Annotated in this window: 19 protein-coding genes; 10 read left to right on the top strand and 9 right to left on the bottom strand. The window is 34.6% G+C overall.

All coding sequences use genetic code 11. The features are described from left to right. Positions 1-46 precede the first annotated feature (46 nt). Positions 47-1,333 (bottom strand): homocysteine synthase, encoded by a 1,287-nt coding sequence (locus AAA453_RS02980; RefSeq protein ID WP_069817847.1) that lies wholly within the window; start codon positions 1,331-1,333, stop codon positions 47-49. A 224-nt stretch (positions 1,334-1,557) separates the two neighbouring features. Between AAA453_RS02980 and AAA453_RS02985 the strand changes: the two genes are divergently transcribed. After that, positions 1,558-2,457, top strand: a complete 900-nt coding sequence (locus AAA453_RS02985) for a PLP-dependent cysteine synthase family protein (protein WP_427706168.1) — start codon at positions 1,558-1,560, stop codon at positions 2,455-2,457. Next, entirely contained in the window at positions 2,457-3,602 is a 1,146-nt protein-coding gene (locus AAA453_RS02990) for a bifunctional cystathionine gamma-lyase/homocysteine desulfhydrase (RefSeq protein ID WP_069817849.1), read from the top strand. Before AAA453_RS02985 ends, AAA453_RS02990 begins: the two co-directional genes overlap by 1 nt. Positions 3,603-3,765: 163 nt before the next feature. Here the strand turns inward: AAA453_RS02990 and AAA453_RS02995 are convergent, their stop codons facing one another. Next, a complete protein-coding gene (locus tag AAA453_RS02995) occupies positions 3,766-4,236 on the bottom strand; it encodes a thioesterase family protein (protein WP_427706170.1) in 471 nt (156 codons plus the stop codon). A 340-nt stretch (positions 4,237-4,576) separates the two neighbouring features. Between AAA453_RS02995 and AAA453_RS03000 the strand changes: the two genes are divergently transcribed. Together AAA453_RS03000 and AAA453_RS03005 are read left to right on the top strand one after the other, a co-directional pair. Further along, positions 4,577-5,659 (top strand): YkvI family membrane protein, encoded by a 1,083-nt coding sequence (locus tag AAA453_RS03000; RefSeq protein WP_427706172.1) that lies wholly within the window; start codon positions 4,577-4,579, stop codon positions 5,657-5,659. Positions 5,660-5,783: 124 nt separating this feature from the next. Continuing rightward, entirely contained in the window at positions 5,784-5,990 is a 207-nt protein-coding gene (locus AAA453_RS03005) for a hypothetical protein (protein ID WP_002511563.1), read from the top strand. 234 nt (positions 5,991-6,224) lie between these two features. Here AAA453_RS03005 and AAA453_RS03010 read toward each other — a convergent pair whose 3' ends face one another. The 7 genes from AAA453_RS03010 to AAA453_RS03040 are packed head-to-tail and all read right to left on the bottom strand — an operon-like array spanning position 6,225 to position 11,268. Then, entirely contained in the window at positions 6,225-7,067 is an 843-nt protein-coding gene (locus AAA453_RS03010) for an urease accessory protein UreD (RefSeq protein WP_427706174.1), read from the bottom strand. Then, a complete protein-coding gene (gene ureG / locus AAA453_RS03015) occupies positions 7,067-7,681 on the bottom strand; it encodes an urease accessory protein UreG (protein WP_069817853.1) in 615 nt (204 codons plus the stop codon). The genes AAA453_RS03010 and ureG overlap by 1 nt, the downstream gene beginning before the upstream one ends. 13 nt (positions 7,682-7,694) lie before the next feature. Continuing rightward, positions 7,695-8,384, bottom strand: coding sequence for an urease accessory protein UreF (locus tag AAA453_RS03020; protein WP_427706176.1), 690 nt, complete (start codon positions 8,382-8,384; stop codon positions 7,695-7,697). After that, complete coding sequence (gene ureE, locus AAA453_RS03025; RefSeq protein WP_427706178.1) at positions 8,377-8,829, bottom strand: urease accessory protein UreE; 453 nt, start codon at positions 8,827-8,829, stop codon at positions 8,377-8,379. The genes AAA453_RS03020 and ureE overlap by 8 nt, the downstream gene beginning before the upstream one ends. Before the next feature lie 10 nt (positions 8,830-8,839). Continuing rightward, the gene (gene ureC / locus AAA453_RS03030) at positions 8,840-10,555 is read right to left on the bottom strand and encodes an urease subunit alpha (protein WP_046466000.1); all 1,716 of its coding nucleotides are present in this window, start codon (positions 10,553-10,555) and stop codon (positions 8,840-8,842) included. Beyond that, entirely contained in the window at positions 10,552-10,950 is a 399-nt protein-coding gene (locus tag AAA453_RS03035) for an urease subunit beta (RefSeq protein WP_427706180.1), read from the bottom strand. The genes ureC and AAA453_RS03035 overlap by 4 nt, the downstream gene beginning before the upstream one ends. Before the next feature lie 15 nt (positions 10,951-10,965). Beyond that, complete coding sequence (locus tag AAA453_RS03040; protein ID WP_069817856.1) at positions 10,966-11,268, bottom strand: urease subunit gamma; 303 nt, start codon at positions 11,266-11,268, stop codon at positions 10,966-10,968. A 215-nt stretch (positions 11,269-11,483) separates the two neighbouring features. On the opposite strand from AAA453_RS03040, the gene yut reads away from it, so the two are divergent. From yut to AAA453_RS03070, 6 genes are all read left to right on the top strand, one after another. Then, positions 11,484-12,389: an urea transporter gene (gene yut, locus AAA453_RS03045; protein WP_427706182.1), complete on the top strand. Its 906-nt coding sequence runs from the start codon at positions 11,484-11,486 to the stop codon at positions 12,387-12,389. A 118-nt stretch (positions 12,390-12,507) separates the two neighbouring features. Continuing rightward, the gene (nikA, locus tag AAA453_RS03050) at positions 12,508-13,986 is read left to right on the top strand and encodes a nickel ABC transporter substrate-binding protein (RefSeq protein ID WP_427706184.1); all 1,479 of its coding nucleotides are present in this window, start codon (positions 12,508-12,510) and stop codon (positions 13,984-13,986) included. Then, positions 13,983-14,960 carry a nickel ABC transporter permease gene (gene nikB, locus AAA453_RS03055; RefSeq protein WP_069833156.1) on the top strand — a complete coding sequence of 326 codons (978 nt, stop codon included), beginning with the start codon at positions 13,983-13,985 and terminating at the stop codon, positions 14,958-14,960. Before nikA ends, nikB begins: the two co-directional genes overlap by 4 nt. Beyond that, the gene (gene nikC / locus AAA453_RS03060; RefSeq protein ID WP_427706186.1) at positions 14,960-15,781 is read left to right on the top strand and encodes a nickel transporter permease; all 822 of its coding nucleotides are present in this window, start codon (positions 14,960-14,962) and stop codon (positions 15,779-15,781) included. The genes nikB and nikC overlap by 1 nt, the downstream gene beginning before the upstream one ends. Next, positions 15,774-16,553, top strand: coding sequence for an ATP-binding cassette domain-containing protein (locus AAA453_RS03065; RefSeq protein ID WP_427706188.1), 780 nt, complete (start codon positions 15,774-15,776; stop codon positions 16,551-16,553). Before nikC ends, AAA453_RS03065 begins: the two co-directional genes overlap by 8 nt. Continuing rightward, positions 16,546-17,235, top strand: a complete 690-nt coding sequence (locus AAA453_RS03070; RefSeq protein ID WP_427706190.1) for an ATP-binding cassette domain-containing protein — start codon at positions 16,546-16,548, stop codon at positions 17,233-17,235. Before AAA453_RS03065 ends, AAA453_RS03070 begins: the two co-directional genes overlap by 8 nt. The last annotated feature ends 20 nt before the right edge of the window (positions 17,236-17,255 follow it).

Below are 17,255 nucleotides of genomic sequence, written 5' to 3' on the forward strand. Positions count from 1 at the left end.
TAGAGTGTGAACTAGATTCTTAGCATCACTAAGGAAATTTTTTTCATTAATTTCCAAGTGATGCTTTAAAACCTTTATCAAGATCTGAAATGATGTCTTCTACTTTTTCTGTTCCAACTGATAATCTTACAAGTTCTGGAAGTACACCTGAAGCTTTTTGTTCTTCTGGTGACAATTGTAAGTGTGTTGTGCTTGCAGGATGAATAATTAATGATTTAGAATCACCAACGTTTGCAACGTGTGAGAATAAATCTAATCCTTCAACAAAATTAGCAATATCGTCTACTGAACCATCAACGCCAAATGTAAGTATAGCGCCTTGGCCATCTGGTAAATATTTTTGAGCTAATTCATTGTAAGCATTGTTTTCTAAACCTGGATAGTTCACCCATGTTACATTTGGATGTTTTTCTAAGTATTGTGCGATACGTAAAGCATTTTCTGAATGACGTTCCATACGTAGGTGTAATGTTTCTAAACCAATCAAGAATTCATGAACATTGAAAGGTGATACAGATGCACCTAAATCACGTAATAATTGAACACGTGCTTTAGTGATATATGCAGCTTCTCCTACATCTTTCGCATAAGACACGCCATGATAACTAGGGTCTGGTTCTACTAAGCCAGGGAATTTACCGTTATCCCAATTGAATTTACCACTATCAACAATGACACCACCGATTGAAGTACCATGTCCACCAATAAATTTAGTAGCTGAATGAACAATAATGTCAGCACCGTACTCAAACGGACGTAATAAATAAGGCGTTGGGAATGTATTGTCAACAATTAATGGAACACCATTATCATGTGCAATATCTGCAACAGCTTCTATATCTAGAACATCAATACGAGGGTTGCCAATTGTTTCTGCATAAACAACTTTCGTTTTATCTGTAATAGCATTTTTAAAGTTTTCAGGATTGCTAGGATCTACAAAATGGACTTTAATGCCTAATTTTTTGAATGTCACTTTTAATAAATTATATGTACCACCGTACAAGTTTGAAGAAGCAACAATTTCATCACCTGTCTCAACAATGTTTAATAATGCGAGATGTATTGCAGCTTGTCCTGAAGCAGTAGCTAAAGCGCCAACGCCTCCTTCTAGAGCCGTGATGCGTTCTTCAAAGACATTTTGTGTTGGATTCATAATTCTCGTGTAAATATTACCGTCTTCTTGTAGCGAAAATAATTTTTGTGCATGGTCTGTACTATCAAATACATAACTCGTTGTTTGGTGGATAGGTACTGCACGTGATTTTGAATCATCCACTTGTTGACCGCCATGAATTGATAATGTGTCTAAATGCCATGAATTCTGACTCATAATGTAAATCCTCCTATAAATTTGAATTTTCTGATAACTAACACTATACAAGAGCTATATAGTGAATTCAAGTATTCTTATTAAAAAAGTAAGGATTTATTTTAAGTGTTTTGCAATATTTTAATTATAAAATTTGCAAAAAGGGATGAAACTATTTATAATTCATATCAGTATAGTAGGGAATAAACAAAAACATTAAAAACACCTGTGTGTGGAGGACTATAATGATTGCATATGATTTAATCGGCAATACACCTATGGTATTATTAAAATCTTTTAGTAATGAAGATGTTCAAATTTATGCTAAATTAGAACAATTCAATCCTGGCGGCAGTATTAAAGATAGACTTGGAAAGTATTTAATTGAAAAAGCTTTAGAGAACAACTTAATACAAAAAGGTGGAACTGTAGTAGAGGCATCAGCAGGCAATACGGGTATTGGCGTAGCTATTGCAGCTAACCATCATAATATAAATGCAGTGATTTTTGCACCTGAAGGTTTTGCAGAAGAAAAAATATCCATTATTAAAGCTTTAGGTGCTGAGGTTAGAAGAACTGAGAAAGCATTAGGCATGCAAGGTGCTCAAGAAGCAGCAAAGCAATTTGAATTGCAAACGGGCGCACTTTATTTAAATCAATTTGAATCTGCGAACAACCCCAAAGCATATTTAGAAACGTTGGGTAAAGAAATTACAGGAAAGTTGCCTGAAGTAGATTATTTTGTAGCAGGTATAGGTTCAGGCGGTACATTTACAGGTGTGGCAGAACATTTAACTTCATTTAATGTAGAGAATGTCATTGTTGAGCCAGAAGGTTCTATATTAAGTGGAGGAGCTCAACACGCCCATGATATTGAAGGCATCGGTTCTGAAAAGTGGCCTCAGTTTTTACCTGAATCCTTAGTTTCTGATATTGTGAAAGTGTCTGATAAAGACGCTTTTGAAAATGTAGCATTATTGGCAAAACGAGAAGGCTTACTTGTAGGAAGTTCCTCTGGTGCAGTCTTACAAGGTGCATTAGAAGTAAAAAAACATATCAATAGTGGCATTATAGTAACGATTTTTCCTGATGGTAGTGATCGATACATGTCACAAAAAATCTTTAATTATAAGGAGAATCATTAATGAATAAAAAAACACAATTAATTCACGGCGGATCTACTACTGATCCATATACAGGTGCAGTAACTACACCAATTTATCAAACAAGTACATTTATGCAAGATGACATCGGTGATATGAGACAGGGATATGAATATTCTCGTTCAGCTAATCCAACACGTAGTTCATTAGAAGGCCTTATTGCTGATTTAGAGCATGGTCAATATGGTTATGCATTTGGTTCTGGTATGGCAGCCATATCTGCAGTAATCATGTTATTAGACGAAGGTGATCATTTATTAATAAATTCCGACGTTTATGGCGGCACATACAGAGCACTAACAAAAGTATTTTCACGTTTTGGAATAAAAGCAGATTTCATAGATACAACACATATAGATGAAGTGGAACAATATATTAAACCAGAAACAAAAATGTTATATATTGAAACACCATCAAACCCATTGTTACGAGTAACAGATATTAAAAAATCAGCTGAAATTGCGCAGAAACATAATTTGATATCAGTTGTTGATAATACATTTATGACACCCTATTTCCAAAACCCATTAACATTGGGTATTGATATCGTATTGCATTCAGCTACAAAATACATTGGTGGTCATAGTGATGTTGTTTCTGGTCTAGTTGCTACAAATGATGAGGACCTAGCTGAGCGTATTGGATTTATTCAAAATTCAACAGGTGGCGTGTTGGGACCACAAGATAGTTATTTATTAATTCGTGGTATTAAAACATTAGGGCTAAGAATGGAACAAGTACAACGTAATGCACTTTCAATTATTGAAATGTTGCAACAACATCCAAATGTTAAACAAGTATTCCATCCAAGTATCGCTGAACATTTAAACCATGATATCCACGAAGCACAATCAGAAGGACATACTGGGGTTGTTGCTTTTGAAGTTGAGGATATAGAAAGCGCCAAAGCAGTTATTCGAGAATCACAATATTTCACATTAGCTGAAAGTTTAGGCGCAGTAGAAAGTTTAATTTCTGTACCAGCATTAATGACACATGCATCTATTCCTAAAGACATTCGTGCCAAAGAAGGTATTGCAGATGGTCTAATTCGTCTCTCAGTTGGAATTGAAGACACTGAAGATTTAGTAACAGATTTAAAACAAGCTTTAGATCACTTAAACTAATTAATAAGAGAGCCTCTAATCATTTAGAGGCTCTCTTTGTTATATAAGATAATATTTTGTGTGTTATCAATATGTTACTGTTTGGAGCCTTTGCCTGCTATATTGAGAAATGCTTACTGAATCTAAATTTAGATTCAATAAAAGTCTTCTAAGTATCGCATAGTTATTTTCTAGGTATACTAATCACATGACCGAGTTGTTTAGGTACCTCGAAAGATTGTTGACGATCAAAATAAGCTTTGATTTTATCATAAACAGGTTGAGGAAAATTCATGCTACGGCGTGTTTGATTACTTACACCCATCATAATAACTTCATATGTAGCGTTACGTTCGTCTTGCTGATTATACATTGTTAAGAAGAGGTGAACTCTTTTGGCATCATAATCATAAATGCGAACTTTAATATAAAACGAATCATCTAGTAGTAATTCTTTTAAAAATGAAATATGTGCTTCCATACTAAATATCGTTACTTCTTGATTAGGACGATATGAAATTGATAAATCTACAGATTCAAAGAAACCAACAACTGCATCGCTGAATATTGAATAATATTGTGCGTCGTGCATATGGTTGTTACGGTCAATCCAAGATGGTTGTACAGTATTTCTATATATGTATTCTTCTACCATGAGACCACTCCTATAATTATCTATTAATATTGGACTACATAATTGTATCAGTTTTATAGTGAAAAGTTTAAAAATTTGTTTTCTCTATAATGATATTATTATTAGTTGAAAAGTGCGTATTATATAATGTAAATACCATCAAGGATAAGTGTTTTTAGCGGTTTGAAAATTAAAGCCAAGTGAGTTACTATGAATATGTAAACGTTTACATTGCTGTGGGAGACAATACGAAGTTACATTGATAGATGTGTACAAAGGGGTTATATAATGTAATGCGATCTATTTCACAATGATGATTTTACGTTTTTAACAAAAATTACTACTAACAAAGGGGATTACTATGAAGAAGGTATTTTTAATAGGTAGTGCCTTAATTGGTATCATTGTAGGCGCCGGATTTGCTTCAGGACAAGAAATTCTACAATATTTTACTAGTTTCGGTATGATGGGCATATTTGCAGCAATTGTTTCAACAATGCTATTTTCATATATTGGTATGGTGCTTGTATGGCTAGGTAGTAAGTTTAAAGCTCAGAGTCATAATGATGTAATACATAAATTAACAGGCGGTACATTGTTTGGTAAAGTGCTTGCATGGGTGATAGATATTGTACTCATCATCGCCTTGTTTGGATTTGGTGTCGTAATGCTCGCTGGTGGTGGCTCGAACTTTGAGCAACAGTTTGGTATACCGGCAGTCATTGGAACGCTATTAATGGTTCTTTTAGTATTTTTATTCGGTATGTTACGTGTAGATAATGTGGTTAAAGTTATCGGTAATATTACACCGTTATTGATTATAGCTATTCTAGTTGTTGCTGTGTATTGCTTGTTTACAATGTCAGGTACGTTTACTGAACTTACTGACATAGCTAAGGAACATACATCAGCGGTGCCGAATTGGTTTATTTCAGGCGTTAATTACGTTTCGTTAAATATCAGTTTAGGAGCAACTATGGCAATCGTTATGGGTGGTAGTGAGAAAAATCCTAAGATAGCTGCATGGGGCGGTTTCATCGGAGGATTCGTTTTAGGTGTGATGATCATGATAAGTCATTTTGCGATACTTTCTAAAATTGAAACGGTAGGAGATTTACCAATGCCGATGTTAGGGCTTGTCAATGATATCTCACCAATTTTAGGTGTCCTTATGTCTATCATTATCTATTTAATGATATTTAATACGTGTTTAGGTATGTTCTATTCACTTGCTACACGTTTTACTACTCCTGAAACAATACAGTTTAAAGTATTTTATATCGTATCTATTTTAATTGGCTTTGCAGTAAGCTTTGCAGGATTTACAGACTTAATGTCGTTCTTTTATCCATTTATTGGTTATTTAGGATTAGTATTAATTGTGGTATTAATTTACGCACCATTTAAAGTTAAACGATTAGAGAAAAAAGGACAATTACCATAATATAATAGAAATAAAATCACTATGATCATTTATATAGGCTTTATTTTACAAATTTGAATATTAAGATAGAATGAATAGGCATAGAACTAAGAAAAACAGATTGTATTGTGAGAGGAGTACTATTATGGTATTTGTTGCATTAATATTATTTATTTTATCTTTAGTCTTACTTATTTATTCTATTGCATTATTAATGGGCAAAGATGGTTCGTTATTTAGTTTGTTTACGGACGGTGAAAAAACTTTAACTAAAGGGCAAAAGTTATTGATTTATATCGTTACGATTGTTTTATTAGTGATAAGTTTAGTCTGGTTACTTAATTTAATTTAAAAGTTGTGTCTGTAGTTAAAAATTTATATATATTTAAAAAGCCTTTAAGAATATTTTGAGTTCTTAAAGGCTTTTTTACTATCGATAGAACGTTATGAACTTTGATTTTATGCATGCTTCCCTTAGAATCGGGCAAAATCGTAAATTTTTAAATATAAAAAGGACTAATCCATTATTAAATGGATTAGTCCTTTTATTTTGAGGCTAGGTGTTTATGTCCAACCTCGAGAACAACTAATATTTTCTTAAAAAGTCAACGTCACGATTGAAGATTTCTTTAACAACGTAAGTTTGTAATGTCGTTAAAATCTTTTCAATTACTTGCGTTTTGTTAGATAAAATACGAATGCTAAAACCATGTGTTGGTAAGTGTGTAATACCAAAGCGACAATCATATGCTTGTTGCAAGTGTTTAATTTGATCGAATACGTTATCTATGAATTTTTGGTTAACATTTGGGTGGATAAAATAACAAGAACCCAAGTGACTATAATGCTCCATATAACCGATATCATCAACTTTATTTTTAGTTGGATCAAGTAACATATTATCAAATACAACGAGATCATCATCTACATAAATTTCATTTAATAAATGCATATATGTGTAGCTAAAGGCTTTACCTTCTTTAGAATATCCAGGTGTTAAAATATCTGTATAAAATAAAGCTGCTGTTGAACTCAAGTTAAATGTATTATGTTGGTAGAATTTGGCATTTTCAAAAGCGATAATTGGGTCGCCTACATATTCCGCATAAGCGTTATCTTTAATATTGAAATTTTGATATTGTTCCACATGGTCATTCAACGTTTTATAAATCTTTGTTGCACCTTGCGAAGTTAATATGACTTTCGCATTAGTGTCTATATTGAAGTTCATGTTATAGCGATCACCATCTAAATAACCGCCACCTACGTTTACAATATAAAATGTAGGAATATCAGAGCCGTTTAAGTAAACTGGACGCATTACTTTTAATGCTCTTTCAAAAAAGATATCACGCGCAACAGATTTTTTTCCGTTATTAAAAACAGTTAGATCTAATTGGCCGGTCCATTGTGGATTTGATTCAGACATTAAGCTAATCCTTTAAGAAATACATCTTGTTCAATCCACTCAAGTACATTGTCTAAGCCTTCATCGGTTTTAAGGTTTGTAAAAGTGAATGGGCGGTTACCGCGGAATGCTTTTGTATCTTCTGCCATGCGTTCTAATGATGCATCAACATAAGGCGCTAAGTCAGTCTTATTGATTACAAAGTAGTCAGATTTAATCATACCTTGTCCACCTTTGCGTGGAATTTTTTCGCCTTGTGCCACATCAATAATATAAATTGAAAAATCAACGAGTTCCGGACTGAAAGTTGCAGCTAAGTTATCGCCACCAGATTCAATGAAAATAAGTTCTATATCTTCATTGCGTTCTTTTAATTCATCAATTGCTGCAAAGTTCATTGACGCATCTTCACGAATTGCTGTGTGTGGGCATCCACCTGTTTCAACACCGATAATTCTATCTTCAGGTAATACACCTGAGTTAACTAATATTTTTTCATCTTCTTTTGTATATATATCATTAGTGATAACACCAATGCTTAAGTCTTTTGCTAAACGTTTAACAATTTTCTCGATAAGTTGGGTTTTACCTGCACCGACAGGGCCCCCGATACCTATTTTAACTGTCTCTGTCATAAAAATTGTCCTCCTAAGATATAAAAATTCTTACATTGACGTTCTCGTGTTCCATCTGGTTGATTTCTAATCCTGGCGCAGTAATGCCTAATTGGGATTCATCCAATGTCATGATATGGTCTCTTGTCTCTTTCATAAGTGGAATCATATGATGGACAATACGTTGACCAGCAGTTTGCCCTAAAGGAATTGCACGTACAGCATTTTGAGTTAAACTAGACACGTTTTGATATAAATAATAATCAATAATTGTTTCGATATCGACCCCTAAATGATGTCCGAGCATCGTAAAACAAATGGCAGGATGCAACTTGGCTTTCTTCTCTTTTAGTTGTGCATTGTACCAGTCAATCCAGTCACTATCATAAAGTTCTGAAGCGAGTTTGACCATGCGGTTACCCATTTGTTTTGAACCTTGTCGTGTTTCTTTTGGTAAGTTTTGCACGAAAAGAATTTTATCTAATCGCAATATAGATTCTGAATCATTTTGATTGAGCGCATCATAGACAAGGCGCATGGCTAAGCCATCTGCGTATGTCAATTGTTCGTTTAAGAATAGCGTGAGCCATTGTTGGAAGCTTTCTTCGTCATGTACTGTGTCCCGCTGAATATAAGTTTCAAGTCCAAATGAATGACTAAATGCACCTGTCGGAAATTGGGAATCACAAAATTGAAACAGACGTAGGTGTGCATGATCAGTCATGTGAATGACCTATATGTCTAAATGCTTTATTTACTTTACGATCTTCATGTTCGTATGGAATCCCTAAATCTTTTAATAAAGATTCTACTAAGTAGTCGTATTGTACAAGCATTTCAGTTTCTGTAAATTGTGCTGGCAAATGTCTGTTTCCAAGTTGATGCGCGATCTCTCCCATTTCTTGGAGCGTACGTGGTTTAATAACGAGTAAATCTTCAGAATTCACATCTACGATAATCATATTCGTATCGTCTTTATATAAAATATCACCATATTGTAAATCAATAGGTTGTTTTAAACGTATACCAATTTCATTACCATGGTCTGTCGTTACACGCTGAATACGTTTAACTAAATCAGAGTTTTCCAAGTATACTTTTTCTGTATGCTTACCTTTTTCACTATCAGCAATGTTAGCGATATTTCCTACAATTTCTTCGATGATCATTTTTTACCTCCTAGAATAAGAAATAGCGTTGAGTTAACGGTAGTTCAGTAGCTGGTTCACTTGTGATTTTTTCACCGTCTACGAATACTTCATATGTTTGTGGATCAACATCTATTTTTGGTGTTGCATTGTTGTTTTTCATATCTGCTTTACTTAACTTACGAATATTGCGAACAGGTCTCACTTTACGTTTTAAGCCGAGTACTTTATCAATATCATTTTCGTATGCTGTTGAAGATACGAAAGTCATTGAAGTACTTTGCATATTGCCACCTAGTTGTCCGTACATTTTACGGTACTTCAATGGTTCGGAAGTAGGGATAGAACCGTTAGCATCTCCATTAATGGCTGTATTAATGAGTCCGCCTTTAAGGATAACGTCTGGTTTTACGCCAAAGAAAGCAGGTTCCCACATGATAATATCGGCGAGTTTGCCTTCTTCAATAGAACCAACGTAATCTGAAATACCATGTGTAATTGCAGGGTTAATCGTATATTTCGCTATATAACGTTTGATACGATTATTGTCATTATGTTTACTGTCACCTTCTAATGCGCCGCGTTGTTCTTTCATACGGTGCGCAACTTGCCAAGTACGTGTGATAACTTCACCGACACGTCCCATAGCTTGAGAATCAGAACTTACCATACTAAATACGCCAATATCATGTAATACATCTTCTGCTGCAATTGTTTCTTTACGAATACGTGAATCAGCAAATGCGATATCTTCAGGGATTGCAGCGTTTAAGTGATGGGTAATCATGACCATATCTAAATGTTCGTCTACAGTATTTACTGTGTATGGAAGCGTTGGGTTTGTAGAAGAAGGTAAGATGTTTGGATAGGCAGCAGATTTAATTAAATCTGGCGCGTGGCCACCACCAGCACCTTCTGTATGGTACATGTGTAATACGCGGTTTTTTACTGCGGCCATCGTTTCTTCCATGAAACCAGCTTCATTTAATGTATCGGCGTGTAATGCGATTTGAACATCATAGTCATCTGCGACTTGTAAAGCATGGTCTAATGCTGAGGGCGTTGCGCCCCAGTCTTCATGTACTTTTAAGCCAATCGCACCAGCATGTACTTGTTCTACTAATGCAGTGTGATTTACTGCTTGTCCTTTACCAGTGAAACCGATATTTAATGGCAATGATTCCGCTGCTTCTAACATGCGGTGTAGGTGCCATGGTCCTGGAGTAACTGTAGTTGCTTTTGCACCTTCAGATGCACCAGTACCGCCACCAATATGTGTAGTTATACCACTTTCAAGTGCAACTTGTGACTGTTCAGGGTTAATAAAGTGAACGTGTGTATCGATACCACCCGCAGTTACGATTTTGCCTTCTGCAGAAATGATATCCGTCGTAGCACCAATGATAATATCTACGTTATCCATAATATCAGGGTTACCAGCTTTGCCGACTGCCATAATATAGCCATTTTTGATACCTATATCAGCTTTAATGATTTTATCGTAGTCGATAATCATTGCATTTGTCATAACTAAATCTGCAACTTGTTTATCATCACGCGTGACATTAGGGTTTTGAGCCATGCCATCTCTGATAGATTTACCGCCACCAAATGTTGCTTCGTCGCCATACGTAGCGTAATCTTTTTCTACTCTTGCAAATAAATTTGTATCTCCAAGTCTTACAGAGTCACCAACAGTTGGACCATAAAGACTTGTATATTGTGATTGCGTCATTTTAAAACTCATGCTTTATACCCACTTTCTTTATTCGCATTTTCGTTTTCTTCATTAACTTCTTCTGTTGATAAATCTTCATCTCGATAGACACGAGATTCATCAATTGGCCCGTTTACTGCACCATGAAAACCATAAATTTTTCGTTTGCCAGAATATTCAACGAGTTGAATTTCTTTCTCATCACCTGGTTCAAAACGAACGGCTGCACCTGCCGGAATATCTAGTCGTTTACCATAGGCTTTTTCGTGGTCAAAATCTAGCGCTGGATTTGCTTCAAAAAAGTGATAATGTGAGCCAACTTGTATTGGTCGATCTCCAGTATTTTTCACATTAAGTATTGTGGATTTATGACCTTTATTTACTTCTATTTCTGTACGTTTAACTATAATTTCACCAGGTTTCATAATATAAATCCTCCTTTAAACGATTGGGTGATGGACGGTAATCAATTTAGTTCCGTCAGGGAAAGTCGCTTCAATTTCCATTTCTGTTAGCATGTCGGCAACGCCTTCCATTACATCATCTTCACTTAATATTTGTTTTCCGTAACTCATCAGTTCAGCCACGGTTTTCCCATCTCTAGCACCTTCAAGCAGTTCAAAACTAATTATGGCTACTGCCTCAGGATAATTTAATTTTAAACCGCGTTGTTGACGTCTACGTGCTAAATCTGATGCTACGACTAACATCAACTTATCTTGTTCACGTTGTGTAAAATGCACGAGCTTCACTACCTTTCCATTATTTATATCGTGTACGTTAATTATGTCCGCTATATAATGATATTCCGAATACTATTTAACTACAAGAATAACCCCTTGAGAGTGTGAAAAAATAAAAAAATGAATTTTATTACGGGCGATATGTATCTCTTTAAATTTAGTGGATATTAATATATTATTATTTAAGTCAAAGTATATAGAAATCAGGTGACGATGTGGACGCTATTCGGATAATATTGAAGAATATTGCGCAAGTATTATTATTGAACAATCCATGGACAGGGTTGTTTGTTTTAGTAGGTATTTTTGTAGGTAATTGGAAAGTGGGGCTAATGGCTTTGAGTGCAAGTGTCATTTCCTTATTACTTGCAAAACGAACGAATTATTCCGAAGAGGAAATCAATACAGGATTGGCCGGATTTAATCCCGTACTTACTGCCATTGCATTAACATTATTTTTAGTACCAGAATGGTATAGTGTGGTTATTGTATTAGTGGCAATTATTATAACAATGCCTATTGGTTCGGCATTTAGAGAGTTTTTCAAACCATTTGGTGTGCCAATGTTAACAATGCCGTATGTATTTGTAAGTTGGATTGTATTACTCATGTCATTCCAATTTAAATTTGTGAATGCAGATGTAAATATTTTACCGAATACTGTTCAGGAAATTGAGTTTTCTGGTCATAGTATCGACTTTATAAGTGCATTTTTAACGGGCTTCAGTGAAATCTTTTTACTCAAAAATATGATTGCAGGTATATTAATTCTTATTGGTATTTTTATTGCTTCTCGAAAAGCTGGTATATTTGCAATAATTGCAAATATTATAGGTTTTGCAGCAGTCACGGTACTTGGTGGCAATCACGACCAAATTAATGATGGTCTGTTTGGCTATAATGTCATACTTACAGTGTTAGCTTTAGGTGTCGCGTTTAGTACTAGAATTCCGCGTTATATAAGTATTGTGTTAGGCATTCTGCTAACTGTCGTTTTACATGCAGGCATGACTACGCTATTAACGCCATTTGGCTTGCCGGTATTTACATTGCCATTTATTATTGCTACGTGGATTATGCTATTTGCGGGTAATCAAATGAAAGAACAACAAATAGAGTGATATAATATTTAAACTTAAAACAATAGGGCTGAAAGGATAGTAAGCCTTATTGTATGAGTTTTAAACTATAAATTTCTAATTGATTTTAAGAGTGATTTTTTAGAAAGAAGGAATATAAATGAAAAAAATAGTTGTATTGTTTGCAACCGCGGCAATTACTTTAGCAGGTTGCAGTGGATCTGGAAGTCAATCTAAAGGAAACACTTTAGACATTGAATTACCTTTAAAAACAACTTCAATCGCCCCTTATGAAACAGATGTACCAGTGAAAATTGGCGCAGCAGAATCTTTGTTTAAAGCCTCCGCAGAAGGAAAAGTTCAAAAATTATTAGTTGAATCATATAATCAAAAGTCACCAACTCAACTAGATCTAAAATTAAAAGATGATATTAAATTCCAAAATGGTAAAAAAGTGACTGGTAAAGCAGTGAAATCTAGTTTAGAAGAAAGTATTGAGAAAAGTGACTTAGTAAAAGGTTCACTTCCTATCAAAGACATTAAAGTAGATGGACAAAATGTTACGATTACGACAAAAGAAGCATATCCTGAGTTAGTTTCAGAGCTTGCTAGTCCATTTTCTGCAATCTATGATACGGAAGCAGAAGGCGATGTAAATAAAACCCCTGTTGGTACTGGGCCATATCAAATTAAAGACTATAAGCAATCTCAAAAAATTAAGTTAGATCAAAATAAAGACTACTGGCAAGGTAAACCGAAACTAGATCATATCAATGTTACATATCAAGAGGATGGTAACGCACGGACAAGTGATTTAGAATCAGGTAAAGCAGATGTCATTACAGATGTACCTGTTGAAAAAGTAAAAACACTAAAAGAGAGTGATAAAACAAAAGTATCAAATGTCTCAGGATTTAGAACAGGCTTACTCTTGTATAACCATACAAGCGATAAGATGACGCAACCTGTACGCGAAGCACTTGATAAAGTCATAGATCGTGAAAGTATTGCTGAAAATGTGTCTAAAGGTCACGCTAAACCAGCGACTGGGCCTTTTAATACCAAATTAGATTTCATAGAGAATCAACAAGTACAGAAACAAGATATAGATAAAGCCAAGCAAATCATGGAAAAAGAAGGCTATACAAAAGAACATCCATTACAATTAACAGTTTCAACATATAATGGACGTCCAGAGCTTCCAAAAATTGCACAAGTCATCCAATCAGATGCTAAAAAAGCAAATATTGATATTAAATTACGTAATGTCGATGATATTCAAGGTTATCTCAAAGATAAAAGTCAGTGGGATGCGTCACTTTATAGCTTTGGTACGATTCCAAGAGGAGACACAGGTTATTTCTTCAACCAAGCGTACAAACCAGAAGGTGCGATTAACGCAGGTGATTATGACAATGACAAAGTGACTGAACTAATAAATCAATTTAATAAAACAGTAGATACAAATGAACGTCATCATTTAACGAATGAAATTATTGATATAACGAACAAAGACTTAGCAAATAGTTATATTTCATATAATGATAATATCGTCGGTATGAGTAAAGATGTAGAAAACTTAAAAGCAACACCTGAAGGCGTCTACCTTATCGATTATAAAGTAGATAAAAAACAATGATATTAAAAAATATACTTTCTAGAATTGGACAAATGATCATTGTATTGTTTGTCCTTTCTACTATCACGTTTATATTAATGAAACTTACGCCAGGAGACCCAGTCGACAAAATCTTACATTTAGATGTAGCTAATGTTTCAAGTGAACAAATTGAAGCCACTAAACAAAAATTAGGTTTAGATCAACCCGTAGTCATCCAATATATTCAATGGTTAGGACAAATTGTACAATTGAACTTTGGTACGAGTTATCAAACCGGTGAACCTGTAATCAATGAATTGATTTATTATACGCCACCTACAGCATTCATAGCTGTTTTGACTATTATTATTGTTTTTATTGTAGCAGTGCCATTAGGTATTATTGCAGCGAAATACTATCATACTTGGATTGATACATTGATCCGTATAGTAACATCTTTTACTGTTAGTATACCGTCTTTCTTTTTGGGAACATTATTGATTTATGTGTTTGCTCAAAAACTCAACTTACTCCCATCATCCGGATTAGATTCGTTAGCGGGGTACGTCTTACCTGTGATAGCACTTAGCATAGGTATGAGTGCCTATTATGTCAGGTTAATGCGTTCTAATTTAGTAGAATTGTATCAATCAAAAGAAGTAGAAGCGGCTCGTCTCAGAGGGATGTCTGAACGTTATATTTTATGGAAAGACTTGTTTAAACCTGCTATTTTACCGGTCGTTACAGTCTTGGGTATGTCTATAGGCAGTCTTATTGGAGGCACAGTGGTTATTGAAAACTTATTTGGCATACCAGGTATTGGCCATTTCTTAGTCGATAGTATTCGAGCAAGGGATTATCCTGTCGTGCAAGGAGCAGTCCTTATGATCGGGTTCCTTGTAGTTCTAGCTAACACAATCAGTGACTTACTGCTATTATGGCTAGATCCAAAACGGCGATACAATAAAAAACGTAAAAAGACTAAAGTAGCGCGTCAGGATGGTGAGATGTAATGAAACATATGAATAAACACAATCTCATTTTCTATGTTTTTGCCTTCTATCTCATCATAATTATCATAGCGCAATTTTTTGTTTCAACTCATAGTGCATTAGAAGTACATTTAGGTAATGCTTTGGAAACGCCAAGTTTGGTCCATTGGTTAGGCACAGATGATTATGGTAGAGATTTATTATCGAGAGTTATTGTTGGAGCAAGATACACTTTACTCATTAGTTTGGTTACATTACTTGTTACAGTAATTATTGGTGTACCACTTGGACTTTTAGCAGGCTACAAAAAAGGCATCGTTGATACAGTGATTATGCGTTTAATTGACATTGGACTAAGTATTCCAGAATTTGTATTGATGATTGCATTTGCCAGCTTTTTTAAACCAAGTATTTGGAATTTAGTCATCGCCATTACAATAATTAAATGGATGACATATACAAGACTTACGCGTTCTGTAGTAAGCAGTGAAATGATGAAACCTTATATACAAATGGCTAAGCTTTTTAATGTGCCAACGCGTACAATTATTTGGAAGCATTTTTTACCACAAGTTACGCCATCTATTATTGTGCTGATGACTGTGGATTTTGGTAAAATCATACTTTATATTTCATCACTATCCTTTTTAGGATTAGGTGCGCAACCACCTTCACCTGAATGGGGTGCAATGCTTAATGCTGGACGTGACTATATTAGTTCTTATCCATTATTATTAATTGTGCCAGCAACTTTAATTACACTAACAATATTATTATTCAATTTAGCTGGTGATGCGTTACGAGATAAATTATTAAAAGGGAAGCGTGATTTGGATGACTAATATACTCGAGATATCCAATCTATCAATCAAAGATAATTCAGGAACTGAACTCATCCATAATATCAATCTAGGACTAAAGCAATTTAAAGTGAATGTCCTAGTTGGTGAAAGTGGTTCTGGTAAAAGTTTAACTGCTAAAGCACTTGTTCAACGTGTACCACGCGCATTAGATATGGAATTCGATGCACTACATTACAAAAATCAAGTTGTCAGAGATATGCATACTTTATTAGGCAAAGAAATAGGCTTTATTTCTCAGGACTACACACACAGCTTTAATGATCATACAAAACTTGGTAAGCAACTTATGGCTATTTATAGAATGCACTATAAAGTGAAAAAAACAGTGGCAAAGCAATTTGTCACAAAAGCATTACAATGGGTAGATTTAGCACCTGATCAAGTTATGGAACGATACTGTTTTAGCTTATCTGGAGGCCAACTTGCCAGGGTACAAATTGCGAGTGTTTTGATGTTAAACCCAGAAGTCATTATCGCTGATGAACCAACCTCATCATTAGATGCGATAACGGGTTATAATGTAATGAATTTAATTAAACATTTAGCAGAAGTGCATCAAGTGACGTTATTAATCATCACACATAATTTATCCCACGTTTTAGATTTTAGTGACTGGATTCATGTAATTCGTCACGGAGAAGTGATAGATTCTAATCATGTTACAGCCTTTAAAAATCACAATGTAAAACCCTATAGCTTGGAGCTATTTAATTCCCGTAGCCAGCTAAGAAGGGAGAATGTTTATGATTGAATTAACAGGAATAAACTTTAAATATGATCAAGCGCCTATTTTAACTCATATTGACCTGACTATAAAAGCGGATGAAATTATTGGTATCGTAGGTGAAAGTGGTTCAGGAAAGACCACTTTAGCGCATCTCATGCTAGGTTTACTTCAACCGACCGAGGGACAAATCAACACACATGGATTAACATTATTACCTATATTTCAGCATGCATATGATAGTTTTAATCCGAAGTTTAATATAGGAAAATCCTTAGCAGAACCTATACAGTATTATAAAGGCACGGATACGAGTGATGTAAATCGAAGAATGAAAGCATTGATGACATTTATGGAATTAGATGCTAAGTTGTTAGATAGGTTACCTGATGAATTAAGTGGCGGCCAATTACAGCGATTTAATACAATACGTACACTGATGTTGGAACCAGATATGCTCTTATGTGATGAAATCACAGCTAGCTTAGATGTTATTGCAGAGCAAAAAATGATTGAAGTACTAAAAGATTATCATCACAGAACACAAAAAGGCATGTTGATGATTTCGCATGATATGGCCTTTTTAAATCATTTGGTTGAAAGAGTTATTGTAATGAAAAATGGTCACATTGTAGACGATTTTAGTATAGAAGATTTATTTAGTGATCAACGGCATGAATATACAAAACAGTTACTTTCTATATATTAAGAAAGTAACTGTTTATTTAT

The organism is Staphylococcus parequorum (assembly GCF_039237145.1).
GTDB classification, from domain to species: Bacteria; Bacillota; Bacilli; order Staphylococcales; family Staphylococcaceae; genus Staphylococcus; species Staphylococcus equorum_A.